Raw genomic sequence first — 26,120 nt, 5'->3', positions numbered from 1 at the left:
GCTACAATACAGCAACCGATTTCACTTGTGCCCATACGGAAGCTCCTAGCTTCAGCTGCAAATGATTTAGGGAGTAGCTGGATATTTGCGCCAACAATCTCTGCTCCTTTGCTAACTCAACGGTAACGAGACATTCACCGGCATGCCCACCATCATCGATCCCTATTACCCGACTAGGGAAAATATTTAAAATGCTAGAGTGGGATGGTGCCACAGTACACAAACTAACATCGCTGGCATAAATCCGGCAGCGAATAGGAAAACCCAGCGGTAACGGGCGTGGGGTTAACCGAAGTACCAACTTATCGGCCGTTACTTCGGTAATTAGGTCGTCATGTTGGGCCGAGACCATTCCTTCAAACAAGGTGCTGGCTCCATCACCAAACAGGGACGTAAATCGTGGCTCCACCATGATCTCTTTCAGTGACCCGGAACAAATCAGTTTGCCGTGATCGAGTATCAGAATATGGTCGGCTAGTCTTGCCACTTCATCCGGCGCATGACTAACATAGACTACGGGGATCGACAGCCTTCGGTGCAGCTGCTCCAAATAGGGTAAAATCTCCTGCTTAAGTCGCCGATCAAGTGCAGATAAGGGCTCATCCATAAGCAGCAGCTCAGGAGACCTTAACAAAGCGCGAGCAATCGCCACCCGCTGTCGTTCTCCCCCAGAAAGCGCAGCCGGTGGGCGTGATAGCAACGAGCCAATTCCCAATAGCTCAATCACAGACTCTGGTTCCACTTTGCGCTTTGATGCGGGAAGGCGCTTCAAACCGAACTCAAGATTTTGCCGAACGTTTAGATGCGGAAACAGGCTCGCCTCCTGGAATACATAACCAATCTCGCGCTGATGAGCTGGAACGAAAACCCCTAGAGAGTCGTTCTGCCAGACCTCATTTCCAACCTTAATAAAACTATTTGGTAATCGTTCCAGTCCTGCCATTGCCCGCAGGCAGGAGGTTTTTCCTGAACCTGATGGCCCGAATAGCGCGGTCACGCCTTTAGAGGGTAACGTAAATTCCACGTTTAGTTTGAAGTCTCCCCGGTCGACCTGAAAGTTTGCTTGTAAACGACTCATGCCAGGCTCCTTTTCGCAGCCCGTTGATTAACAAAATAGATGACTAGCAGGGCGAGGAAGGAGAATGCCATCATGCCGCCTGCTAGCCAATGAGCCTGGGCATATTCCATGGCCTCAACATGGTTGTATATTTCCACCGAAAGTACTCGGGTCTTACCGGGAATGTTGCCGCCGATCATCAGTACTACGCCAAACTCGCCAATAGTGTGACAAAACCCCATCACCACAGCGGTGATGAAACCGGGACGAGCCAGTGGAACGACCACATTCCAAAAGCAGTCTAACGGCGAAGCACCGAGTGTTGCCGCCACTTCCAGCGGCCTTTTTCCGATCATCTCAAATGAATTTTGTAGTGGCTGAACCACAAAGGGAAACGAATGAACCGCACAAGCAATGGCGATACCGGTAAAACTAAACGGCAGGGTACCGATACCCAATGCCTCGGCGAGGCGACCCACCGGACCATTGGGACCGAGGAATAGCAATAAATAGAAACCCAGCACGGTAGGTGGTAACACTAGTGGAACGGCAAACAGTGCGCTAGCAACAGGTTTGATACGCGATTGGGTTTGCGACAACCACCATGCCAGCGGGCTTGCCACAAACAGCAAAATGATGGTGACCACAAATGCCAACTTTAAGGTGAGCCAAACCACATTAATACTGATCTCAAACATCCACATTTCCGTGTGGGTAAAAACGAACTTGAATATCTTTGGGTCGCGCCTGATAGGGCCATGAGCTAACCAATAGATCAGCACCGCAGGTTGCATATTCAGCGGCATTCTCTAAATTCACTCCACCGGCAGCAGCGATCAAAGGCACTTTGCCCTGTTCTGCGAGCTGTAACCTGCACTGGAAGAGCTTGTCTGGCGAAAACTTTTCCAATTGCAATATATCCACGCCGGATTTTGCCCAAATCAACGCCGCCTCAATCGAACTGACTTCAACTGTAGTATTTAAGTCGGGGCAATAAGTTTTCGCTCGTGCCACCAGCTGTTCAGGTGTTGCCGGTGTAAATTGGCAGTGTTCGGCAAAGATCAGTACACTCTCGGAAAGTCCTAAGCGATGAATTGTAGCGCCTCCACAACGAACAGCCTTAACGCTCATTCGCTTGGTGCCGGGGGTATTTTTGCGGGTACAAGCAACATGGGCGTTTGGGTTGGATTGATGAACTGCAGTAACAAGTTGGTAACTGGCAGTGGCAATACCACCACTCCACTCCAGCAAGTTCTGACATATTTTCCAGCAAGCTAATGCGGTTGCGGTGGAGCCTGTGGCAGACAACAGCAAAGTGCCGGCTGTGATCCAGCTTCCTGAGTGATGATAAAGCTCAACACTGAGTCCTTTTAAGCTCAGCAATCGAGCCACTTCTTCAACAGCACAGCAACAAGTGTCATAGCGGGCACTGAATTCGATACGCCCTTGTTTGGTTTCCAGCTGTAACGCGGACGTTGTCAGATCTCCCATTGGGACATCTTCCCGAAGCAACGCCTGTAACTGCTGATCATCCAGCACAATTTCCTGAGTCATAAGCCATCTCCTAACGATTAAATATGGTATCCAAATGAGTGGATAGTCTGTTTTGCTAGCGCACTTTGTAAAAAGGTTAATAATGGTTTAGCCGCAGGGGGTTTTTGCCCGTGTTTCAGTAATACGGCATCCTGGTTGAGCTTGCGGTACAGTGAGGTAGGAACCAATCAGGCGCTGCCCTCGGTAATGCTGCCATTAGATAAACTTGTGATAACGCGATAATGCGCGGTTTTATAGGATTAGCAATCGCCAGATGGTCAACGCTGGAGGTCGCCGCTACAAAAAATTGCTAGCTAAGATTTTTCTATGGCCTTTGATCGGCGTTGGTCGGTAGCCAGAAACACTTCAAACGGTGCACCGTTTTTAATTTGCGCATATAGAGCTCCTGTTGAGCCAGCGAAGACAGCCACACTATTTACGGCTGGGTCTTAAAATTCTTTCGCAAGTTGCAACATCGGTTTATAAAAATTAGCTGCGATAGCAATTCGCACCTCTCCCTCCTGAGCAGAGCAAGCACCAACAGGCATCGACATCAGAATGAATTGTTTTAACATTGTCATATTCGATCGCCATCTATTTCTGAAATAACGGCTGATAATATTCTGTGGTATTTAACTCAATTGTCGTTATCCCATTGAAGAGATAACGACAAAACAATGCTTCCTTTTAATAACGCTTTATTTTTGAGAAAACAGATTAACCCCCTAAAAACAACCAATTAACCTAAATTCCAAACGCTAACAAAGATGTTCTCATACACTCAACAATAGGTATCAACCACGATTGCGCTGTGTACCTGCAAAGATAAAGCCAATCTAAATTTGCGATAAATTCGGCTCTTTCGCTACCTATTTCCATCTTCAGCAGCTACATCGCTATATTTATATGTATATAACGAAACATTTTGTTTCAATTTTACAATCATTGGCCGACATAATACCAAGCATTGAGTTCTTTTGTTTTTCAGTCTAAATCACAATATATTCAATGAATTCATGCACTTATTTTGAGGCTCTTCGCATTCGCCAGGATGGCGCCACTATTGCTACTCGTTATTTACAATTGTAAATAACGAGGTGGTTAACGATGAATGTTTTTCTTTCACAATTCTTGCTCACGATTAGCGTATTAGCATCAGTCGCCAGCCTAGCTCAAGCTGCAGAAACCCACCTCTATGGAAAGGTAGAAATAGAGCTAACTCATGCTGACAACGGCGTTATGAGGCAGGTTGATAAAGGCACCAATGTGCATTCGGTATTCAGCCGACTAGGGATGAAAGGGAGCCACCCGTTAACTGATAGTGCCAAACTGGTGTACACCCTTGAGGCGGAGGTTAAGGGATTTGATGACGAAAATCAGAATCAACCACTGACAGCTCGCAATACTTTTATGGGGGTTAGCTCTAAGACCTTCGGCACTTTGGTCTTCGGACGTAATGACACACGCTTTAAGAAAACCGAAGGTAGCGCGGATCTGTTTAAAGAGCGTGAAGGAAACCTAAAGCAGATTTTTTCCGGTCAAGATCGTATAGGTGATACCGCTACCTATATAGCACCGCTCAATCGAGGAGTAAAACTTACCGCTACCTGGGTATTTGGTGATGATGCCTCAAGCCAAAACGGGGACGATGGCTACAGCATTTCAGCCACTTATGGTGATAGCAAACTTAAGAAAAGACCTTATTACATCGCAGCGGCCCTCAATCACAAAGTTAAAGGGGTTGATGCCTTTCGAGCTGTGGGGCAGATCGATATTGGAGCGATACAACTGGGCGGTCTCTACCAAAAATCAGAAAAAAATAGCGAAGACCTCTCCGGTAACGGGTACATGGTGAACCTAGCTTTACCCATAGGCGAAAACATTGCCAAGCTACAGTACAGCTACGATAACTCCAAAATTCAACATGGGGAAAAAGCCAAAATGGCGAGCATAGGGGTTGATCATAACTTTTCCAAGGCAGCCACCGCGTACGCAATGGCAACCCAACTCGAATTGAAAACCGAAATCAGTACTGCTTTATCTCTGGGCCTTCGCTATTGTTTTTAACCATTCGAAAAACAGAAGAGCGAATACTTCGCTATTTCCCCTATCTTTATAAAAGGAATCACCCATGAATATTAAGCGACGAGTATGGAGCCTAATCGGGCTTATTTTTATCAGTATTACCAGTAATGCTCATCAACTTATTGCAGGAGTTGCCGGTGGTTTTAAGCCCGCAATGGAGCCTCTCGTTCAGGCGTTCGAAAAAGAGACCGGTCACCACGTTCTTACCGCCTATGCCTCAGTAGGGGTGCTATATGCTGAAATAAAGCAGGGCGCGCCATTCGACCTTTTTATCAGTGCTGATATTGCTGCACCTGAGAGTCTGGAACGACAAAAAATAGGGGTTAGCGGCACTCGAATTAGTTACGCCGCCAGCCAGTTAGTACTTTGGTCCGCCAACCGAGATCGGATTAATGGCAGCCTTTCGGTTCTACAAAGCAACTCTTTTACTCACCTAGCATTGCCCAACCCGAAAGTTGGGGTTCACGGTAAAGCGGCCATTGAAGTTTTAGACAAACTTGGATTGACTCAGCAGCTACGCCCGAAATTTGTTGAGGGAAAAAACGTGCTACAGACCTTTCAGTTCATTGAGAGTGGCGCAGCTGAGCTTGGCTTTATCAGCCTTTCTTTGATTTACCGAGAAGGGAAGGCCATACCCGGCTCTTACCGAATTATTCCCGCATCACTGCATCCCCCGTTGGAGCAGCAAGCGGTTCGACTACGCGACTCTAAAGCACCTAAGGTAGCGCAATCGTTTTTAGATTTTATGTTAAGCCCAGCTGCGCAAGCTATTATCAGGCACTACGGCTATCTACCGGTTAACTTGAGCAAGCAGTTCTCCCCATAACGTTGGTCGTATGCAACGCATTGGACAATCAAATTGTAAGATGGGACAGGTGTAATAAGGGACAGGCACTCTAGAAAAAATCGACAAATAACATTTCAAAAAAACTAGACCGTCATCGTAATAAAAAACATTAAGTTCGGTGGATGTTGAAGTATTGAATTTATTAGTGTCCTAAAAGGTTAAAACCATCGGCTTTAGCCGGTCAGCTTTAGCTACAATGCTGGAATCGCAAATAAAGCTGGGGAGCAAAATATGAATTATCGATATGGCAGCCATACAGTCTTTAAAATTCAATATCACTTTGTGTTTGTCACTAAATACCGCTATCGGGTTTTGACGGGGGATGTTGGGTTGAAGGCCCGAGAGCTGATTCGACAAACGTGGCAAGCTTTTGAGATTGAGATATTGAAAGGAGTGGTTAGCAAAGATCACATACATCTGCTTGTTTCAGCTCCGCCCAATATGGCCCCGAGCGAAATCATGCGTAGGGTCAAAGGCCGCTCATCGTCAAAGCTATTTGAGAGTTTCCCTGATCTTAAGAAAAGATATTGGGGTCGTCATTTTTGGGCAAGAGGATACTTTTGTGTTACTTCTGGGGAGTTAACTGAAGAGATGATTAAAAGTTATTTAGAACACCACTTCGAACCGAAAGTTGAAGACAATTTTCGGGTGGAGGAATAGACGGGTCTTCGACCCGTATCCGGACTTTCAGTCCGTAATGCTAACCCACAAGATTTAGCTGGTGGTTGTTGAGTTATGGATACAGATAATGCCGTTATTCAATTGACACCAATTGATAGCATTGTATCGGGTAAGCGCGTAAGTAATACAAAGCTGCCGAAAAGCATAACGATATCGAATGGTGAAATTCGACGTAATGTCGACCACGAACCCATTGCCTTACATAAAAAACGGCGGCTCTAAAAAGCCACTCAAGAAAGGAGAATCACTAAAGAATCGTGCCATTTTAGACGTGGAAAGTATCAAACGGGATAAGGCTCTGATTAAATCATTTTTCCAAGAGGCAACTGTATTGTTTGCTGCCGCCTAGGTAGTATATGGACGCTCCTGGTATGTCAAGGCGAAAAATACCTCGCCATCAATATTTGATCGCCTTTGTTGTTGTGTTCCCTTGTTGACCGTCTTTTTTTGATTTGGGTTCGTGCTGACATATATTCGGCCTATTGTGAAAGCTTATATTTGAGTGTTTCTTTCTGGCCCTGATGAGTTCCGCACTTAACTGTCTCAAACAGTCACTCGGCTTATTAAAGCCTTGTCCCAACCAGACTATGGTTAAGTACGGAAACCCGCTTTAACATCAAAACTCGACGATACCAAGAGAAAATACCATTTTTATTGCTCTAAAATTTCCTAAAAAATAAATTGTTTTAATACGCTATGACAATGCCATAACTACGCAGGAATCACTTTATAATCTTCATCCCGTCGCAAAATAATCCAAATTAGTCGTGCCAAACGGTTAGCTAAAGCCACGGCGGCTTTATTCACGCCGCTTCGCTCAACAAGGTTATTTACCCAAACGGAGAGTTTGTCCGTTTTGAGTTTTGATCGATACAATACGGATCGCGCGCCATGAATCAACTCGTGATACCCCCGTTAACGGATTTTTCGCCGCTTAAAAATTGTTTTGGCGTAACGCCCAACCAAACAGGAATCTCACGAGGATGGGCAAATTGACTGGCGTTTCCAATGGCTGAGTACATTGCGGTTGCATTGATGACTCCGATCCCCGGCAATGTTAAAAGTCGTTGGCATAGCGGGTGTGATCGAGCGACTTCAGCGAGTTCCTGTTTGATTTGGTTGCATTGAATTTTAAAGACTGTATGGCTGCCATATCGATAATTCATATTTTGCTCCCCAGCTTTATTTGCGATTCCAGCATTGTAGCTAAAGCTGACCGGCTAAAGCCGATGGTTTTAACCTTTTAGGAGACTAATAAAGCTACAGAGACAAACACTATAGAAAAATGCGGCAAATAACACTTCAATAAATTACTGACATAACAACAACATTGAAAGCCGAATAGCTTGGCGAAATATAATCATTTAGCGATTTAGCCATAACGACTGAGAGCAGATAAAGCTAAGGGCAGGCTTTCTAGAATTAGCAATATGGTGGCACCTGCCAACGTCCTTTGGCTCCTTGGTGCGAAAGGATTTAGCGGGTGCGCGCGACGAGGGCGATGGTACTCCGGCCAGTAAACGAGTTGTAACAATAAGAGCTTGACACTATTGAACTGCGTTTCTTTCCCACCGTTTTATTGTAATGTTAAATTATTATGTTTACTGCGACTGTCTCCGTTGGTACTTAGTGTTTATACCTAAAGCCAGGATCAGTACTGCAAACAATGTAAGTGTTGACGTTTCTGGAACTGCTACACTACTAATATCACCATCAGCTAAAATAATTACGCCGGTAACGCCTTCATCATTGTAAGTACAGTAATTTACCTCTTCTTTTCTGGCTTGTTCGCCATCAGCAATATGAACAACATAATTCAAACCCTCACCGCATTTAGGAATATATGTCCAATAACCGCGATTTAAAAATAAACCTGCAAATGGGCCTATATTACCCGCACTAACTTTCAAACTATCGTTGAACAGGCTTAACAGCTCGCTAGATTCAGGTAACCTCCAATCTAAGGAACCTACGTATTCAAGTTCTTCGACCCATTCATCTACATCTTGATAATTTGTAATATAACCATCTTTTCCTGTCCATAAATATGATGGATCGTTAGGCTCCCATCCCGTGGAGGAAATGTTCTCTCTATGAAAACTTAGGTCAGTTAACCATGTGACGTTGAGAATGTCATCGTAAACCGATCCATCGGAGCGAGTCAAAAGTGCGGCGTAAGATGAGAAAGACGCCAGAATAATTGAGAACATTAGAGTGAGAGATAAAAGCTTAGGCTTGATCGTCTGGCTTTTCATGAGTATATCGTCCTAAATGCAACTCAATTTCAGAAGGTAATGCGCAACTTTCAGTTTCTAGTATAAGCGAAATAGTAACTTCTTTGTTAAGATAATTTTTGGAGATATAGGTAGCCTGGAATGCGAGAAGGTTTCTAGGCGTGGCAGAGATCACACGAAACTATATGCCAATGTTTAGTGGAGCTAAAGGAGCAACGTAAAGTTCAGCGACTAGACTGCTGAAGATCGCGCGTACGAGCGTAGTCTATTTGTTATTAGTACTTTGAACACTCGGCATCTACAAATAGCTGAACTAGCTGAACGATTGGTGGCTCAAGGTTTATGGTAAAGGTAGAAAGGCCCGTGACATTACGGTAACAGCAAACTTTCTGGGTTTCCTGAAGCGTTATCGGGCATTCCGTGGTTTGTAACCGTTGCCGTCAGTTGAAAAGATTCGTGGTCAAGGTGGTATGACGACTCGGCAGCTAACGCGCATTATTCTGGATGTATTTTATAAAGCCTATGCCAAAATGAAAACTGCTGAATACGTTTTTAGCGAAAAGAAAGCGCTAAGCCACTGAAATAGTTACTTATTTTCACACTCTCTCTATTACATTACGTCATATAATTCTAATTATTGGACATAGCGAGCGTTTCTGTATACTCTACCTTCTTGCTTACTTAATTCGCTGACACTCTATGATTAGAAACAACACAAAACCCACGCCTCTGTTCCCGTCTTACGAAGAGCTAATGGATTACGACAAAACGGCATACTCGGAAGTTGAGCAGTTTCTGGGTGAAGGCCCAGCCTGGCGTAGACAGCATTGGAAGTGGGCACGCGATTTCCTTGTCTATACCGGCCGAAACAAATCGGAACATACCTTTTTGCGATTTAGGACCGATGTAGAAAGATTCTTGCTGTGGACCTTTTTGTACAAAGATAAGCCTGTCGACGAACAGCGTAAGAAGGACATATTGGAGTTCGCGGACTTTACCTGGACCCCACCCGCGAAATGGATAAGCAAGACAACTATTGGCCGCTTTGATCTGATTGGTGGTGGCTTCAAGGTCAACAAAAGCTGGCGCCCTTTTAGGTATAAAATACCCAAGGGAGACAAAGGCGATAACCAAAAACTAGATGCTCGGCGGTACAGACCATCGCAGGCTACGCTCGACGCGACATTTTCTGGGCTGTCTGCTTTTTACAATTATCTGATTCAAGAAGAAATTTGTTTAGGTAACCCTGCCCAGTATGCGAAAAAGGACTGTAAATACTTTATTAAAGATGCCCAAGTAAAGGAAGTTAAGCGCTTAACTGAAGATCAATGGGATTATGTTCTCGCAACAGCTACTAGATTAGCGAATGAAACACCAACCTACGAACGCAGCCTGTTTATCATTGCCGGCCTTAAAACGCTTTTTCTCCGCATTTCAGAACTTTCAGAACGAAAGAACTGGTCGCCAACCATGAATCATTTCTGGAAGGATGATGAGGGAAACTGGTGGCTTAAAGTTTTTGGGAAGGGTCGTAAGCTTCGAGATGTCACAGTCCCCTCAGAATTCCTTGACTACCTTTCGCGTTACCGAAGTTCGCGGGGAACTACACCACTACCCTCTTCTACTGATGACTCCCCTCTTGTCGAAAAAATTCGAGGTCAAGGTGGTATGACATCAAGGCACTTAACAAGGTTGGTTCAGGAGGTGTTTGATAAAGCTTACGAAGGAATGAAAACTGATAAAGGTGAAAACGCATCACAAAAATTGAAGGAAGCTTCCACGCACTGGCTAAGACATACTGGCGCAAGCATGGAGGTTGAGCGTGGGCGCGCACTCAAAGACGTCTCTGAAGACCTAGGGCATTCCAGCATGGCAACTACTGATACAATCTACGTACAAACTGAAAATAAAAAACGTGCGCTTAGCGGGAAAGGCAGAAAGGTTTGAATAACATCTGACTGCTCGTATTCTGTAAAGAGCTGGGGCCAGTTGTAGGTGCGGCGTTTGAGCATGATAGCCTCCTTGGGAATGGAAGCTATAGGTCATTGGGTAAAATCGAACGGAAGTATTTCGAGGCATATTAAAAAACGTTGGCAGCGCAAGATTGACCGTTGCTATTTTTGGTGTAATTTATCGGATTACGGCTTTTTCAACAGGCTGCTAGTGGAAAACCACCCTGCAGGTTGTCATTCATCTTTACGGCTAAAGCTACGGCTGCAGATAAACCCGATAAATAATATCCGCTACGCATGCGCTCTTAGTGCAGCCTTCAATTTCCACGGTTATTGCTTCCGTAACCTCAATACATTTTCGGGCTAGCTCGATTTTTTTGAGTATGGTGCGCGCACGAATTCTACTTCCGGGTTTAACTGGGTATAGGAATCGTACTTTTTCAATACCGCAGTTCACAACCATACGAACCGGGAAATCTGCTTCTGATACCGAATTTTCGTAATCGCGTAACGCGGGAATCATACCGATAATCAAAAAACCCTGCGCAACCGTACTTCTAAAGGGGGAATTTCTGCGAGCTCTCTCAGTATCTAAATGGATCCACTGGCTGTCTTTGGTCACGGCGGCAAAGATATTTATTGAGTCCTGGGTAATTTCAAACCACTCGCCAATATGAATTTCAAAGCCTACTTTTTTTAGCAAATCGTCGTGATATGCGCGCACAAATGTACTTGAACATACCATTGGTTTGGCCTCTCTCTGTACAGGCGAAAATTGGGGCCGTTTGTTACTGGTGCTTACCAGGGCTAAACGTTCAAAAAACGAGGATTTTAGCTCCCTAAGCCTCAATTCGATGGACTCTGCAGTAAAATTTTGCAGCGTAATCATCTGGGATTTCTCCTTGATCAGCTCAACAATTCTCATCCGCCTTTCTTCCTTTTCGTACTAAGTTGCACCCATTCCACATACGGCGCCAATTTTCGAAACTCTTGTGTATCTAACACATGGGTCTCCCGTTCTTCTGGTGCCCTCTGGGTGCCGGAATTCCATCGATAAGCATAAGCGCTTTTCGAAAGATTACGTGCTCCGTCGACAAACCCAGTACAATCGTATTGTATTTTTTCAACGGGTTCACATCTTCGCATTTACGACGCATGCCTTTCTTTGCGGGTGAGAAAGTAAACACTGTAGATATGTTTTAATTCGAGGAAATTGTTTTCAATTTCCGGTGTCATTTGCTAATGTCTCCGTTGCATTTAATCTTGATTCTCTGCATCTGCTAGTATTGGCGCATAGTCAATTTTCACACGAGGCTCAACTTTCAAACCTGTTTTCGCATTAGCCAAACGCGAACCAAGCAATAAAATACCATCGTGCAAATCATTCGAGCGCAGCAGTAGTTTTGTCTTGCCGCGCAAACTCGTTTCGCCAACCACCTCGACTTTCAAAGGCACCAAACTGCCATTTTCAATTGCGTAAACATAATCCTGATCATATAAAGCTTGAGGTGGTATTAATACAACAGCATTCTCCGTTGGCATCTGCAACGAAATAGGCAACATTTGACCTAGTACTAACCACTCGCCTGAATCCGTTACGCGAAATAAACCATCCACGCTCGCACCGCTAGAGGAAACACTGGAAGTGAGATTAACCAATTCCAGTTCTACCTTATGCTGATAGGCCTCTGTAGACGCAACGATGGTTTGATTCGCAGTGAGCGCTGTTTTTATCGCGCTGACATAGGCGTTTGAAATTGCAGAGCGAACTTGTAATTCTTCACGATCAAATATTTGCAACGTAGGTGAACCAACCTGTAAACGATCGCCTTCAGAAATTAAAACTTTACTTACCACACCATTAAAAGGCGCGGTTACCGTTGCATAGGACAACTGGAGGTTGGCTCTTTCAAGTTTCGCCAGCGCCCGCGTTACGTTGGCTTCTGCGAGTTTTTCGGTATTGTTTGCGTTGGCCACGAGAAAAATTTGCTTTTCCAATTCAATTGCCTGTTGAATTGATTCCAACCTAGAGTCGTCGTAGACCGACTGGGCAATAATTTTCTCCTCAAGTAAACTCTTTTGACGCGCAACTTTTTTATCCGTCAAATGCCATAGAATTTTCTGATGCTGTAATAAACGTGAATCCGATTGTGCGTTCATGCGGTTCGATTTGAGTCGTGCTTCTGCTTCTAACAGGTTCGCCTGGTTTTGCTGTACTGCCAGTAACAGATCCGCGTCATCCAAACGCAGCAATACTTGCCCTTTTTCAACCTCATCACCTTCGTGCACTTCAACAGCAACAACCTCTGCCGGCAGGCGCGACGCAATTTTTGCTTCACGTGGTGACTCAACACGACCAAAAAGCGGCGCCATTGGGTTTGCATCGGTCAGATTCACCACAACTGCGCTGACCGGCCAAACGCTTTCCTTGGGAGGTTGCTCCTCCGGCACAGGCGCTGTCACCAACAGAGTTGAGGCGATCAAAACACCACACAACAAAATAAAAATAGGTACCAAAACTGCGCGATTAATGGGCCACCAATAACGAACTTTAGAGCGAACAATTGTCACGAATTCTCCTGCGATAAACCGTTGATTAGCGTTCAAAAATTTTCTCTCTAGTGATCCGTATCAACGATAGGCGAATCGAGATAAGTCTTAGTGTCTGGCCAATCCCTATGCCTATCACCCGATACTTTTCCCCTTATTTTTTCGGCGGCACTATCCAAGAAGGAGAGTGCCGCCGGGACCACGATTAAAATCAAAACCGTGCCGTAAATCATTCCAAAACAAATAACCACTGCCAGGGGGGCCATAAATCGGCCCATTAAGGAATTTTCAAACATCAACGGTAAGAGGCCGGCGGTCGTAGTAAGAGATGTTAAAATTACTGCGCGAAACCTAGAGCATGTGGCTATTTCAATCGCCGCATGACAGGCCATCCCCTGATTTCGGTACAACTTGTAGCTATTGATAACAATGATTGCGTCATTGACCATTACCCCCGTCAAAGTAAACAAACCAAGTGTCGACAGCACACCCAAATTCATATTGGAAAAATACAGCCCAAAAAATGCTCCCGTGAGCGCAAGGGGTATAGCTAACATGATCGCCAACGGCCATATATATGAGGCGGTGTTCCAACAGAGAATCAAATAGATCAGCACCAGTGCGCCAAAGACCCCCCACAATAAATCCGAGATAATGCGCTGTTCTGCTGCTGAGTTTTCCGACAACCCATACTTAAGATGATATTTCTCCGCAATTTGGGGGATAGCCGTTTTTTCCAACGTCCGGAGCACAGCCAGCGGTGTATTGAGCTGATGGATTACATTGGCAGTGATATTTACGGCAAGCTCACCGTTGTAGTGCTGGATTACCTTAATGCCCCTTTGCTGCAAGACCTCAGCAACACTGGCCAAAGGGATTGTACGACCATCCAGAGTTTGAATTGGAAATTCTTTTAAACGGAAGACATTTTCACGCTCGTCTTTAGGTAATTTTACCATCACTTCAATTTCTTGGCCCCGGCGGTTGAACAACTGCACTTTTACACCTTCGTAAGCGGCGTAAATTTGGCGCGCTAAAGACTCAGCAGTCAGGCCCATCGCCCTGCCCTCGGCGTTGAGTTTAAACACCGATTGATAGTCACCGTAGGGAAGGTCATCTGCGACCGAATGCACCCCAGTATACCCGCGAATAATCTGTTTCAATTCCTCGGCTGCAGTCTTTAGTTGGTGAACGTCGTTACCGGTAAAATACAGTGATATGTCTGCGCTTAGATCCTGCCCCAAATGAAAATCGAAGACCTCAATTGTTTGGGATTGATCCTCCGCCATTTTCTGGCGCCAAGCGTGGGTAAATTCTTCCGCTGTTACTCGGCGTTCATCCGATGAAACCATCTCTGCAAACAGAGTGATATATAACTGCCCGTATTTTTTTTCACCATCGAGAAACGCGGTGCCTTTAGACAGGATGTGTGTAGCAATCAAGCCGCCACCCAACTGTTGTTCCGCCTGACTTAGCGAGTCCTGCAAAACGGCAACAGCTGCTTCTATATCTGTTTGGGTACCTGGTACTTTTATACTGGCCTCAATATAGTCCAGGGAAAACCCCACCGCCATTTCGGTTTTTATACGTCCGCTTATTAACAGAGATAAAGCCACTAAAAATGCCATGGAGGCGAAACATAGTGTGGCGCCGCGATAACGCAACACCTGTCTAACGAGAGGTAAAAATATTTGTTGACGAAACAACTCCCCCCGAGTCTGCATACGAGCACGAAATCTGGTCATAGCGGAGGATTGACGACGCAAATCTGTTGCTAAAATATGACCTGGTAAAACCAGGAAGCACTCCAATAAAGAAGCAACGATGATGCATAGAATGAGTAACGGAATTTCCCTCATAGCCCCACCATCCACTAACATAATCGGAATCAATGCTGCAATCGTAGTGAGAGAAGATGCTAGCACAGCCGACAACATCGACTGGGCCGCACTGTAAGCTGCACGGTTTGGGTTCATACGGCTTAAGCGCGTCTGGTATTCCTCCGCCACTACGATGGAGTCATCCACAACTATACCTAACGCCATGATGAGACCAATCAGACTTAGGGCGTTGATGGAACCTCCGCCGTAATAAAACAACGTAACCGCAAAAGCGAAACTGACAGGAATGCCTGCGGCCACCCAAAACGCGATACGTCCATTGAGGAAAAAGTACAAAGTCAACAACACTAAGATCAAACCCGATATGCCGTTGCGCATCACTAACTGGAATTGCTGTTCCGTGAACTTCCAGGTCTCTAACAACGGAGATACATCCATGTTTTCAGGCAGTGTGCGTTTTTTTTCTGCTAACCAGGTTTGTAGTATTTCTGAAGCTAAGAAAGTGTTGGTGCCCGGTGCGCGTAATACCCGCATCCAGATAGCAGGGCGACCGTTTTGCGTGGTCAACACAGTATTATCTCGAGGTATCTCATCAACCGTTGCTATGTCGCTAAGCCGCAGTAAACGCCCGCTGTCTAAACGAATTAACAGCTCGCGAAATCCTTCCTCTGTGCGCTGTTGGTCTAAGCTTCGCAGCTGCATTTCGCTGTCGCCCACACCAACGTTCCCAGCTGGAAAATCGCGACTGGTTGCGGCAATGGTATCGCCAAGGCGATCAAGGGAGATACCCATATCTAGCAAATTTTGACGATCAACCTGAATCGCCATTTCCATATCAGGCAGAGACAGAAATTCAATCTTGTCGATACCAAGCGTCAACAATTCACGCTCAAAATCGAGTGCTTGTGGCACCAACGCTTTCAATTGATTGCCCGTCACCAACAGATCCGCCAAGCGTTCGTAGGGAACAAAAGGTTTGATCACCAATGGCTCCATCTCACTTGGTAAAAACCGCGCTTGGCTGGTCGCCTGTTTAACTTCTTCCAGAGCTTCGTCGCTGTTAATATGATCTTCGAATTCTAAGTCTATGCGCAACAAACCCTGACTAATAGAAGATTTCATCGATCGCAGATCTTTCACCGAACGCAGCTGATGCTCTAATGGTAGCGTGATCTGGCGCTCAATATCTTCGGCACCAGCGCCGGGCCAGTACGCTTCAACAATGACATTATTGTAGTGTTGCGACGGATTAAGCTGCAAATTAATTTGGCGCGCTCCCCAAAGGCCAATCATCACCATAATCAACATGAGCATGGTGGCGGCCACTTTGTGCTCTGTGAATTTTCTGATTATATTCATTCAACCTTACTAACCTCGCTTGTATGAACGTGGTTTTTAAATGTACACAAACTGCCATTCATTCAATCACAAGACAGAGATTGATTCCGCTAGGGGTTTAAAATCTTTTTGTTCCGCAATAGAACCTAGATCCAGTTTAATAAGGCGGTCGCAGCAATCCCAATAGCGGTCGTCGTGAGTGACTGCAATTACGGTTTTTCCCTGCGTTTTTAGTGATGGCAGGAGAGTTTTGTAGAATCTATCGCGAAAATGCGCGTCCTGATCAGCGGCCCACTCATCAAAAATGTAAATATTTCGGCTGTCGAGTATTGCCATAATGAACGCTAAGCGTTTGCGCTGGCCTGTCGACAAGTTCACTGTGGAAAAGCGTCCATCTTCGTAGGCCACTTTGGTTTGCAGTTCCATGTCCTTGATCAGCTGGTTCACCTTGCCTGCATCCACCGAATCCAGGCCATAAAATTGATCAAACAAATGGAAATCCGTAAACACAACTGCAAATTGCTCTCGCAGCTTTTGGATGTTATCGATGCCGATCACTTCGTGATTTAATGCTATCTGACCGTGCTGATGGGTATAAAGGCCGGTAATTAGCTTTAGTAGGGTCGATTTACCACTGCCGTTGCCACCTGTGATAAAGACAATTTCACCGCTGTTTATAGTGCTGTTGAGTGGCCCAACGGTAAACCCTTTGTTGCCGTTATCATCATCGTAACCGTAAGTCACACCGCGCAATGTGAGCTTGTTGAACTCGGGAATGAGCCCTCCGAAGGTTTCATTGAGCTGCTCGTTCTTGAGCTTTACATCCAGCTCGTAAAGTCGCTCTAAAGATGAGTTTGCGCGCTCGATTGTGGGAATACCTTCAAGAATTAGTAATAACGGTGCGATGATGAACAAGATTGTCGCCACCAATTTGCCTATCAGCCCATCAACGTTGCCAGTCCCGAGCGGTAACGCAAAAACCACGGCACCAAGCAAGCTGTACATAAACAGGTGGGACGCAAGAATTGCCCATGACGCTCGCACCCGATTATCCACTTTCAATCGTTCAGATTCCTTTAGGTGAATAGCGTACTCCTCCGAGATGGCAGCACTCTTTTTCCCGTTGATTTTGATTTCCTTAAAACCATTAACCAAATGGTCCAGCACCGCAAACAATCTGCTCTCTGTAACGGCAAGGCTTAAGTAATTTTTTTGCAAAATCGCCTGTAATTTACTAATAAGGAAATAGGTGGTGAGAATGGAACCAACCACAACAAGAAAAGCTATGGGCGACAACCAAGCCACATACACCAAACAAAACAGCAACATAACGCACTGCTGCACAGCCGACACCAGCATATCCGCACTATTAGAAATCAACGCGACATCCTGCGACAGCACAACATGAATGTCTTCTCTACCAAGCCGCTCTAGCCACGCTAAATCCGCCCCGCGTACGCCTTCCATAATTCGCAGGCGCAACTGCAACAGTTGATTCTCTACCAGGCGGGTTACGCGAATATTTAGAAATCGGGTACCCAATGAAAAAACCAAAATGGCCAGTGCGTAATAGATCAGGTCGTCAGAGGATTCCCGACCATTAAACGCTACCTCGTTGATCAGTCCCAACAAAGCAATGCTCGCCAATCCGGTAAACAAAATCGCAATACCCAGTTGGCTGAGCAACACACCGTAGCCCTCCTCCTTGAAGAATCGAACAATGGCAGAGCTACTCATAAATGAATCTCTTCTATAACAGCATGCTGACCACTGTCCAACACGGGCCCAAAAAAAGTGCTGTGGATGTAGTCGACGATGCGCTTAACGTGAGGATCATGAAGCATGGACAAATGATCACCTGGAGTTACACATACGGAAACAGTTGCAGCTGTAAATTCACGCCAACCCAAATCGTCGAGTTCATGTTCCCGGAAAAATTCACGAGTGTCTGCCGCATTGATCAACGTAATTGGCGTTTCCTGCAAGCGCCCTATCGGGGCATAATCCAGACTGGATTGATTGACGTAAACGTCGAGAAAGTTACGTAAAGTAGTAGCATTAAAAGGTATTTGCTGTTGTGCGCACAGTGTTTCGATACGTAGGTCTTGTTCTGCTGCAGATAACCCGCTGAATTCTGCTTCAGTAAACGGACAGCTAAAACCTGCAAAACCCGCGACAATTTTCAAACCCCGATAGCGGAGCTGGCCAACAGAATGCGTTGATTGTGCAATGCGACCAGGAACCGGGGCCGGAGTATCCAGCAGCACTAGCGCCACTTGGTGACCGCGTGCCTCTAGCTGCAGTGCCATCTCAAATGCAATGAAGCTGCCGAAGGAATGGCCAACTAAACGGAAGGGACCTTGCTGCTGCTCGGTCTGCAAAGCTTCAATATAGTGGCTTGCATAATCCGACACACTGGTAAACACCACAGAATGATTGCCATTTAATTGAGGTGGCTGCAAACCGAATGCCGCAGTAACTTTGCTAAGCGACCTAACTAAAGAAAAAAAGCTGATACAGCTTCCACCCACACCCGCTACAAAATAAAGCGCTTGTGCATCAACGCTAATGGATAATGGCACCAATGTGTCATTTAACACGCTAGCAGGCGCATTCTGTTGCTGCGTAATCAAAGTACTCAACGCTCTAATATTCGGCGCCAAAAACAGGTCGCCTACCGAGAGATTACATGAAAATGTGTCATTAATTTTCTGTAACAACTGCAACGCTAACAGCGAGTGGCCACCAATATCAAAAAATCTTTCCTCTACTCCCACTTCTTGCACACCAATAATCGCGCGGTAAATCCCCTGCACCTTGTACTCCATTTCGCTCGCTGGCATTACATTGCTAAGAGTTTCTAACTGGTTAAACATAGGTTTCTGCCGTGGGCCTAGCAATGTAAATAAAGCGGGGATTTGAGATTCGCCACGGATCAGTTGCAATAAAATAGTTTTGTAATCTTCCACCAGTTGCGTCATCTGTGCAGCATCCATTCGCGCAGCATCAAACACCAATTCTAAAAATAGGGAAGTTTCTGGCTTGATCAGCAGTGTCAATGGTGATGTTGTCTCGCCGCCTTCGATCGGATGGTGAACAATTTGTTTTAACCCCAAAGCGTTCGCGGTTTGGCTCACATCGTCCAACGGATAATTTTCAAACACTAGCAAACTATCGTATAGCGGATCCGCTTGTCCAGCTGCTATTTGAATCTCCGCAGCAGACAAATATTGGTGTGCACTGTGTTCCAGAATTTGCTGTTGTACCTTACCCGCCAGTGACCAAACATCGTCATCATCAATATCGAGCACTATTGGCAAGGTGTTAATAAACAAACCAATCATTTTATTGGCATCGGCTAAATCGTCAGGACGACCTGATGTGGTATAGCCAAATACTGCATGCTTTTGTTGGGTATATGCACCAATGAGTAGCCCCCATGCCGCCTGCAACAGCGCGTTTAGCAGCAGCCCGTGGCACCGTGTTAAATCATCAAGTTGGTGTAAATCTTCCTCCGTTAAGAGTGTCGAAACTGATACAATTTGTGATTCATTTACCAATTGCTCAACCAGTTTTGTCTCGCATAACTTGTTAGCCTGACTGACCCGCCTGGATTGGCCGACAAGTTGTTTCCAGTAAGCGCTCGACTCCTCTCTATCGCGCTGCTGAAGCCAATGTAAGTAACCTGAAAACTGCGGTGCACTGAGGCCTTTGCCGTTATAAGCGGAAAGCAACTGCGACATGAGATTCGCATGCGACCAGCCATCCATCAATACGTGACTGACCGTTAAAACGAGCGCATAGCGGCTGGGCTCAATGGTCAACGTCTCAAGCCGACAGCCCGGTTCGCATTGCAGGTCGAAGCCAACTTCGCGCGTGCGCTTGGCATATTCTAGTAGCGCTTGTTGCGATAGGCTTGCGCCTTTGTCTATCGACAATTCCTTACACAGCAAAGGTACTACTTCGTCCTTTTGGATAACAAAGTACGTACTATCCTTCAGCATGTGTACCCGACTATTTAACAGTGGATTTGCGTATTGCACAGAGGTCCAAGCAGCAGCAAATTTTTGCAGGTTCAAATCACCGAGAATTTCCAGCACCATTTGCTCAACGAATGCTTTCCCTTCGCTCGCCAACGTACAAAAAAACATGCCTTGCTGGCTTTTTGTTAAGGGCCATATGTCCGTTAATGTTGTGTGGGCGTCATCGAGCGTATCAACTTCTGCCTGGGATAAAACCGCTAGAGGGAAATCGCTTGGTGTATGGCGTGGTTGGGTTTGCGCGCTGCAAAACTGTACAATGTCGCTCAAACGTACCCGCGTTGTGTCCGCTAGGGTACGCACTTTACTCTCACTCAACTTAGTATTGTCGAATGTGAAATCCAGTTCGAACCGGTCATCCTTAAACTTCGCGGTAATCGCGAGAGGATGACTGCATGAATTTTGTGCGCCGATGTTCTCACCCGGTGTGGTATCAAGAAGTTCAAACGCATCGCTCGCTTGCTGACGCTCCATTTGACCAAGATAATTGATTAATACCGAAGGTTCTGTGACCGGCGTGAGTGAACGCCGCACGTTAGGATTGCTATGTAAATAACGCAGAGCGGCGTAGTCGAACCCGCGATTAGGTATCGCACGTAGAGTTTCTTTAGTCTGTTTAATCAGCTCACTGTTTAAATTTGGGACGTTGTCTGAGAACACCAACGGATATTGAGTGGTGAACCAACCAACCGTACGTGATACATCAACACATTCATCAAAGTCTTGTCTACCATGATTTTCCAAAACGACGCTAAATTGTTGCAAGTTCCAATTAACGTGCACCGCTTGGCGCAAAGCCACAATGAGTAGATCCAATACCTGTGTGTGGTAAGCCTTTAACGCCGCACCGCCTAACAGTTCGCTGGTGGCCGCATCCAGAGACACACTCACACTTTCGCGACGCGGAATGTGTTGCTGCTCCCCTGCTTCTGTGGCCATTGCACTTGCCATCTGATCGCCTGCCTGCATTTCTATAACATCCTGCCAGTAGGATAAATTGGCTTGGCATGCACGACCATTAACATAGTCCTGAAGACGCTGGGCATAACACTGGAACGAGGTGGTTTTTTCCGCCAAAGGGATGGTTGCAGTGCCCTCTTCAATTAGTCGCTCAATATCCTCTAAAATGATTCGCCAGGAGTGGACGTCCACAATCAAGTGATGTGCGATCACTGCTAGCCGGTTGCGAGCAAGATTTGGGGCGGTCAAAAACAGTAGCGTTTTCATCAAATGTCCGTTTCCTAAACAGAAACTTTGTTGAAAAGTCTGACTAACCTCACAAATAGCTTGCTCTAAATCCAGAGCATTATCGAGGTGCTTTAGATCCACTACTTCAAGCTCTATTTCTAAATTGTTTGAGTAGGCCTGCCGTACTGAGTCGTCACTGTTGGTACAGGCTTGATACTGAAGACGCAAGGCGTCATGGTGAACAATCAATTCCCTCAGTGAGGCGCGTAGCATTTCCACAGTCACAGACTTCTCAATCGTCACAATTAAAGATTGGTTCCAGTGATGAGGCTCCGGATTGCTTTGGGCGAAAAACCAGTGCTGAATAGGCGTTAACAACACATCACCCGTTTGTAGCCCCTGCTGGGCCTCTAAGGGTTGCAAACGCCCGCGGCTAATTTGTGCCAAGGCAATTGGGGTTTTGCTCTCGAAAATATCGCTTACTCGCAGTAAAAACCCAGCTTGTCGGCTCTTGGCCACCAAATGAACTGCTAGAATGGAATCGCCGCCGAGATCAAAAAAGTTATCGGTAACGCTCACACTTTTCACGCCGAGCACCTCGCTAAACCAACGAACAAACAAAGCTTCATTTTCTGTGCGGGGTTGGACAAGAAGGCTTACCATAGCACCTTGTAATTGTTCGATCATAACGAGCAACGCTTTTTTGTCGATTTTCCCGTTGGACGTGATTGGATATTCATCCAAAACAAAAAATCGCGCTGGCACCATATACCCTGGTACACGTTGGGACATGACACGATTCAGCGTTTCCTCTGCGAGATTTTCGTTGCCGATCACAAAAGCGTAAAGCTGTTTATGCCCGTTTTCTTCGCGCACGACACAAATTGCCTCGCTTACTTCAGGGATGTTACGTAATTGGTATTCGACCTCACCAAGTTCAATGCGATAGCCGCGAATTTTGACCTGATTATCACGCCGACCTAAGTAGTGGATATCTCCCGTCTCATCAAACTTAACAATATCGCCAGTTCGATACAAATGCTGTGTAGTCCAAGGTACTTGAATGAATGATTGTTTAGTAAGCTGTGGATTATTAAGATAACCACGCGCCAACCCAACGCCCGCCATACACAATTCACCAGGTACACCAAGTGGCAATGGGCAGAGTTCGGCATCGAGGATGTACGCCTGTTGATTGTCCATTACTCGGCCGATGGGAGGGTCGCGCTCTTCCCACTGCGCACATTCATAAATGGTGGAGCACACAGCGTTTTCCGTCGGGCCATAGGCATTAAAAAAACGACGGCCTGGACTCCACCGATTGCATATTTCCCGTGTGCAGGTTTCACCGGCAGAGATCACGGTTGTAAGTCCCGAAACGGTTTGAGGCTCGAGTACGGCCAGCACAGCCGGGGGCAAAGTGGCAACGCTCACCCGTTGTTGGCGGATACAGTCGGCAAGCAAATCCAAATCACCGCTTACCGCAGAGCTTGGAACAACCAGCGTCCCTCCTGATAGGAGTGCCATCAGCCATTCACTGGCGGCAGCATCAAAGGCTTGCGGGGCAAACTGTAAAACCCGGTCGCCCGCAGCAACGCCAAATTGGCGCGCTTGAGCTTGACGGAGATTCACTGCCGACGCATGTTCAATCATCACGCCCTTGGGGTTCCCAGTAGAGCCAGAGGTGTAAATCACATACGCCAAGTCCTGGGCGTGCACAGCCAACTCTAGATTGTGATTCCCATAATTCGCGACATCTGCAGCCGTTGCGAGCACGTCTATCACAGGCACTGAAAAGTCCTGCCATATCGCGGCTAAATCTTTTGCGCTTAACAGTAAATCAATACCTGAATTTTCGACGATGTAGTCGATGCGCTGTTTTGGATAATCCGGGTCGATAGGTAAATAAGCCGCACCTGTTTTTAAAATTGCCAAAATTGCCAACATCGACTGCCAAGATTTTTTTAGGCAAATGCCAGCCAAATCCCCCGGGGCAAGGCCGCGCGCTCGAAGTAAATGCGCAAGTTGATTCGCCTTGCTGTTCAGTTCGGCATAAGTGACGGTGGAGTAAATATCAGGTCGGATGCGTGCGTCGCCCTCAGTAAAAAGTTTTCGGTGGAACGGGTGAGCACAAAAATCCTTAGTAAAATGATCGAGGCTTACTGAAAACACCAAGTCTTTTGTTCTTGCACGGAACACCGTACCCTGGACAAAAAAGGTGGGGTTAATGCCGTTGTCGCAAAGGCGACGCTCGACAGTCGCGGTTATGGTATCACCGCTGAGTACGGCCACTTTCTTTTCAAACACCGGAACATAAACGGGAAGCCAGCAGTGTTCGTGCGCCAACGTATCAATCCATTCTCCATCGATGGTTTCTAAATTTAACCAAAGTAAAAATCCGTCGATGGCACAGTCTTTATTAAAAACAAAGTGGATGGGGTGAAGCTCTTCCTCTTCCACATGATCGGAAAATAACAAATCCTCGAACGGCTCGATATTAGCAACCAAATCAGCGTACTGCATGTTTTTTACGCACAATCGCAGATCAAATGGGTAGCCAAGCTCTTTGAATATTTTCTCCACATAGGGTGCCGAGGTTTTGGAAAACCCCGGTTCTGAAAAAAAATCTCCCGGTAGCGCGATCGGCGTAATAGTGGTAAGGCTGCGGTTTGGAATAACGTGGCCATCAGGCTTAAGAAATTTTCGCGTTTGGTTTTGAATTACGGTACAGCCTTCTGATCCGCCGATGGCTCCGACAATTTCTGAGAGGATTACATCCACTTCCTCCGGCAGTTCCACCTTGGTGGCGTCGCCGTGGATCAGCGTAATTTTGTCCTGTAAGTTCAGCCGTTTGATGGTGTCTCGAGCTTTATCATAGGTTTCTTGTAGTAGTTCAACCGCATAAACATGGCGCGCGCCAGCTTCCACGGCAAAGCGGCTGAGAATCACATCCGGGCCAGTACCAATTTCCAGCACCACTTTACCTGGAACCAACTTATTTATTGCAATACGATAACTTTGATTTCGTTTTTCATCGTTGGTCATCGCATAATAGAGTAAATCATCGTACACATAGAATTCAGAAATTGACGGCCACAATTCTAACGGGGTGTGTTCCGGCGCAATAACAGCCGGTAATTCGGCAAATTGTTGCGCACATTCTTCGAAAAGTTTAACCAAACTTTCATTTGGGAAAGGGTTTACTTTACCCCTTCCAAGTTCAAAAATAGCGTGTAAATCTGCGTTTGAAAGAAGTTTTAAGTCGCCAATCGGACTCTCAGGATAAGTAATAGCCTCTGTTAAAAGGTGACTAAAACAACGACTCATTGTGTCGATTGTGGACGCGCTATAAAGATCGCTACAGTATTCAATTTCAGCAACGAAACGGTCACTCAGCTCTTGCACATGAAATGTCAGGTCGTATTTAGCTGTGCTGCAAGGCAAGGGCACAGACTCGATGCGCAAATCACCCAAATCCAACTGAGTGGATGGAGTGTTTTCCAAAGTGAACGCCACTTGGAATAAAGGTGAACGAGCGGGGTCGCGTTTAGGCTCACATACTTCTACGATTTTTTCAAAGGGTACATCTTGGTTTTCGTAATCATCGAGCAAACTCAATTTAATGTCGTTAACAAGTTGCTCAAAGCTGGGATTATTCGCAAGATTGTGGCGAATGGCCAAAACATTCACGAACAGCCCAATGAGAGGTTCGAACTCGTCGCGATTGCGGTTAGCAATTGAGGTGCCTACTATAATATCGTCCTGCTGTGAATAGCGCTGCATCAATATAAAGAACCCACTCAACAGCACCATGAATGGACTAGCCGTAGACGCCTTACAAAAGGCTTTGAGTGCGCCAGAAAACTCGGCGCCCAAGTCCAAACTATGACTGGTGCCACGAGTACTCTGGCGTCGTGGCCTTAGATGATCGGTTGGCAGCGTTAGAGTTGGACAACCCCTGAGTTTTTCGCGCCAGTAATTTAATTGCTGGTCGAATACACCTGTTACCATTTGTTTTTTCTGCCAAAGGGAATAATCCGCGTACTGCAGGGACAATGGTGCAAGTTGAGGGATAACGCCGCGGCTAATATCCTCGTATAACGCGACGATTTCTCTAGTCAGAACGCCCACAGACCAGCCATCGGCAATAATGTGGTGGAGATTAACAAACAACCAATACGAGGTGTCAGATTCTTTAAACAGGTACACCCTAATTAAGCTGTCCCTTTGCAAATCAAAAGGTTTGTGCATTTCAGCTTCAACCCAAGCTTGTACTTGCGCTGCAGCGTCATGATCCTGCTTGGGCAACTCCACCAGCTGAAATTTAAACAGTGACTTGGTGGATATTCGTTGTTTCAACTCGCCATGTATTTCTATAAATCGCGTGCGCAGAATTTGATGGCGCTCAATTATCACACCGAACACGTCGCGTAAAATCTCAATTTTTAGCTCGCCGTGCATGCGTAGCAATTCGCTCAAGTGGTAGCTATTGTTTTCTGCGAGGGCATCCGCGAACCACAAACGTTGCTGCGCAAAAGAGGCTGCTACTTCCCGCTCACTCCCAGTGTTGCGAAAATAATCCACTAACAATTGCTTGCGCGACTTAATAGTCGAAAGTAGCTCGTCTGGCACCTTTCCCGTGCTGCTGCTGACTTTTAGTTTGTCTTCTTTCAATACCACCTGTACATCAAGCCGCGCCAGAAACTCAAGAAATTCGAGCGCAGTTTTCTGATCAGATTCTTCACTGGAACTAGGGTTCATATTGCTACGCATT

Annotated in this window: 18 protein-coding genes; 5 read left to right on the top strand and 13 right to left on the bottom strand. The window is 46.1% G+C overall.

Features of this window, described 5'->3' with window-relative positions; translation table 11 throughout:
- Window position 1 precedes the first annotated feature (1 nt).
- The 6 genes from modC to H5715_RS20385 all read right to left on the bottom strand — a co-directional run bounded on the left by modC (window position 2) and on the right by H5715_RS20385 (window position 3,171).
- Window positions 2–1,078 (bottom strand): molybdenum ABC transporter ATP-binding protein, encoded by a 1,077-nt coding sequence (modC, locus tag H5715_RS05620; protein WP_075187461.1) that lies wholly within the window; start codon window positions 1,076–1,078, stop codon window positions 2–4.
- Window positions 1,075–1,755, bottom strand: coding sequence for a molybdate ABC transporter permease subunit (modB, locus tag H5715_RS05615; protein ID WP_221892347.1), 681 nt, complete (start codon window positions 1,753–1,755; stop codon window positions 1,075–1,077). The genes modC and modB overlap by 4 nt, the downstream gene beginning before the upstream one ends.
- Entirely contained in the window at window positions 1,748–2,611 is an 864-nt protein-coding gene (modD, locus tag H5715_RS05610; RefSeq protein ID WP_075187463.1) for a ModD protein, read from the bottom strand. The genes modB and modD overlap by 8 nt, the downstream gene beginning before the upstream one ends.
- 17 nt (window positions 2,612–2,628) lie before the next feature.
- Window positions 2,629–2,778 carry a substrate-binding domain-containing protein gene (locus tag H5715_RS20515; protein ID WP_425507014.1) on the bottom strand — a complete coding sequence of 50 codons (150 nt, stop codon included), beginning with the start codon at window positions 2,776–2,778 and terminating at the stop codon, window positions 2,629–2,631.
- Between the two features lie 126 nt (window positions 2,779–2,904).
- Window positions 2,905–3,021 (bottom strand): hypothetical protein, encoded by a 117-nt coding sequence (locus H5715_RS20510; protein WP_425507013.1) that lies wholly within the window; start codon window positions 3,019–3,021, stop codon window positions 2,905–2,907.
- An 18-nt stretch (window positions 3,022–3,039) separates the two neighbouring features.
- Window positions 3,040–3,171, bottom strand: a complete 132-nt coding sequence (locus H5715_RS20385) for a hypothetical protein (protein WP_281388191.1) — start codon at window positions 3,169–3,171, stop codon at window positions 3,040–3,042.
- A gap of 526 nt (window positions 3,172–3,697) precedes the next feature.
- Between H5715_RS20385 and H5715_RS05605 the strand changes: the two genes are divergently transcribed.
- From H5715_RS05605 to H5715_RS05590, 4 genes are all read left to right on the top strand, one after another.
- Window positions 3,698–4,657, top strand: coding sequence for a porin (locus H5715_RS05605; RefSeq protein WP_075187464.1), 960 nt, complete (start codon window positions 3,698–3,700; stop codon window positions 4,655–4,657).
- A gap of 64 nt (window positions 4,658–4,721) precedes the next feature.
- Window positions 4,722–5,501 carry a molybdate ABC transporter substrate-binding protein gene (modA, locus tag H5715_RS05600; protein ID WP_075187465.1) on the top strand — a complete coding sequence of 260 codons (780 nt, stop codon included), beginning with the start codon at window positions 4,722–4,724 and terminating at the stop codon, window positions 5,499–5,501.
- Window positions 5,502–5,753: 252 nt separating this feature from the next.
- Window positions 5,754–6,182, top strand: coding sequence for an IS200/IS605 family transposase (tnpA, locus tag H5715_RS05595; protein ID WP_075187466.1), 429 nt, complete (start codon window positions 5,754–5,756; stop codon window positions 6,180–6,182).
- A gap of 75 nt (window positions 6,183–6,257) precedes the next feature.
- Window positions 6,258–6,425, top strand: a complete 168-nt coding sequence (locus H5715_RS05590) for a hypothetical protein (protein ID WP_175574328.1) — start codon at window positions 6,258–6,260, stop codon at window positions 6,423–6,425.
- A gap of 674 nt (window positions 6,426–7,099) precedes the next feature.
- Here H5715_RS05590 and H5715_RS19950 read toward each other — a convergent pair.
- Window positions 7,100–7,369 (bottom strand): transposase, encoded by a 270-nt coding sequence (locus H5715_RS19950; protein WP_075187469.1) that lies wholly within the window; start codon window positions 7,367–7,369, stop codon window positions 7,100–7,102.
- 435 nt (window positions 7,370–7,804) lie between these two features.
- Window positions 7,805–8,458, bottom strand: a complete 654-nt coding sequence (locus H5715_RS05580) for an Lcl C-terminal domain-containing protein (protein WP_075187470.1) — start codon at window positions 8,456–8,458, stop codon at window positions 7,805–7,807.
- Window positions 8,459–9,136: 678 nt separating this feature from the next.
- Between H5715_RS05580 and H5715_RS05575 the strand changes: the two genes are divergently transcribed.
- Window positions 9,137–10,384: a tyrosine-type recombinase/integrase gene (locus H5715_RS05575; RefSeq protein WP_075187471.1), complete on the top strand. Its 1,248-nt coding sequence runs from the start codon at window positions 9,137–9,139 to the stop codon at window positions 10,382–10,384.
- Between the two features lie 261 nt (window positions 10,385–10,645).
- Here H5715_RS05575 and H5715_RS05570 read toward each other — a convergent pair whose 3' ends face one another.
- From H5715_RS05570 to H5715_RS05550, 5 genes are all read right to left on the bottom strand, one after another.
- Window positions 10,646–11,314 (bottom strand): MaoC family dehydratase, encoded by a 669-nt coding sequence (locus tag H5715_RS05570; protein ID WP_075187472.1) that lies wholly within the window; start codon window positions 11,312–11,314, stop codon window positions 10,646–10,648.
- A 332-nt stretch (window positions 11,315–11,646) separates the two neighbouring features.
- Window positions 11,647–12,960: an efflux RND transporter periplasmic adaptor subunit gene (locus H5715_RS05565; protein WP_075187474.1), complete on the bottom strand. Its 1,314-nt coding sequence runs from the start codon at window positions 12,958–12,960 to the stop codon at window positions 11,647–11,649.
- A 47-nt stretch (window positions 12,961–13,007) separates the two neighbouring features.
- A complete protein-coding gene (locus H5715_RS05560) occupies window positions 13,008–16,139 on the bottom strand; it encodes an efflux RND transporter permease subunit (protein ID WP_185906604.1) in 3,132 nt (1,043 codons plus the stop codon).
- 66 nt (window positions 16,140–16,205) lie between these two features.
- A complete protein-coding gene (locus H5715_RS05555) occupies window positions 16,206–17,855 on the bottom strand; it encodes a cyclic peptide export ABC transporter (protein WP_075187476.1) in 1,650 nt (549 codons plus the stop codon).
- Entirely contained in the window at window positions 17,852–26,119 is an 8,268-nt protein-coding gene (locus tag H5715_RS05550) for a non-ribosomal peptide synthetase (RefSeq protein ID WP_075187477.1), read from the bottom strand. Before H5715_RS05550 ends, H5715_RS05555 begins: the two co-directional genes overlap by 4 nt.
- Window position 26,120 lies beyond the last annotated feature (1 nt).

The organism is Teredinibacter haidensis (genome assembly GCF_014211975.1).
GTDB classification, from domain to species: domain Bacteria; phylum Pseudomonadota; class Gammaproteobacteria; order Pseudomonadales; family Cellvibrionaceae; genus Teredinibacter; species Teredinibacter haidensis.
The sequence above is the reverse complement of the archived record's forward strand: the minus strand, read 5'-3'. Positions and strand labels throughout refer to the sequence as shown.

Coding starts and splice junctions, on each gene's coding strand:
- modC (WP_075187461.1), bottom strand. CDS start 1,078: ATGAGTCGTTTACAAGCAAACTTTCAGGTCGACCGGGGAGACTTCAAA.
- modB (WP_221892347.1), bottom strand. CDS start 1,755: ATGTTTGAGATCAGTATTAATGTGGTTTGGCTCACCTTAAAGTTGGCA.
- modD (WP_075187463.1), bottom strand. CDS start 2,611: ATGACTCAGGAAATTGTGCTGGATGATCAGCAGTTACAGGCGTTGCTT.
- H5715_RS20385 (WP_281388191.1), bottom strand. CDS start 3,171: ATGACAATGTTAAAACAATTCATTCTGATGTCGATGCCTGTTGGTGCT.
- H5715_RS05605 (WP_075187464.1), top strand. CDS start 3,698: ATGAATGTTTTTCTTTCACAATTCTTGCTCACGATTAGCGTATTAGCA.
- modA (WP_075187465.1), top strand. CDS start 4,722: ATGAATATTAAGCGACGAGTATGGAGCCTAATCGGGCTTATTTTTATC.
- tnpA (WP_075187466.1), top strand. CDS start 5,754: ATGAATTATCGATATGGCAGCCATACAGTCTTTAAAATTCAATATCAC.
- H5715_RS05590 (WP_175574328.1), top strand. CDS start 6,258: ATGGATACAGATAATGCCGTTATTCAATTGACACCAATTGATAGCATT.
- H5715_RS19950 (WP_075187469.1), bottom strand. CDS start 7,369: ATGAATTATCGATATGGCAGCCATACAGTCTTTAAAATTCAATGCAAC.
- H5715_RS05580 (WP_075187470.1), bottom strand. CDS start 8,458: ATGAAAAGCCAGACGATCAAGCCTAAGCTTTTATCTCTCACTCTAATG.
- H5715_RS05575 (WP_075187471.1), top strand. CDS start 9,137: ATGATTAGAAACAACACAAAACCCACGCCTCTGTTCCCGTCTTACGAA.
- H5715_RS05570 (WP_075187472.1), bottom strand. CDS start 11,314: ATGAGAATTGTTGAGCTGATCAAGGAGAAATCCCAGATGATTACGCTG.
- H5715_RS05560 (WP_185906604.1), bottom strand. CDS start 16,139: ATGAATATAATCAGAAAATTCACAGAGCACAAAGTGGCCGCCACCATG.
- H5715_RS05555 (WP_075187476.1), bottom strand. CDS start 17,855: ATGAGTAGCTCTGCCATTGTTCGATTCTTCAAGGAGGAGGGCTACGGT.
- H5715_RS05550 (WP_075187477.1), bottom strand. CDS start 26,119: ATGCGTAGCAATATGAACCCTAGTTCCAGTGAAGAATCTGATCAGAAA.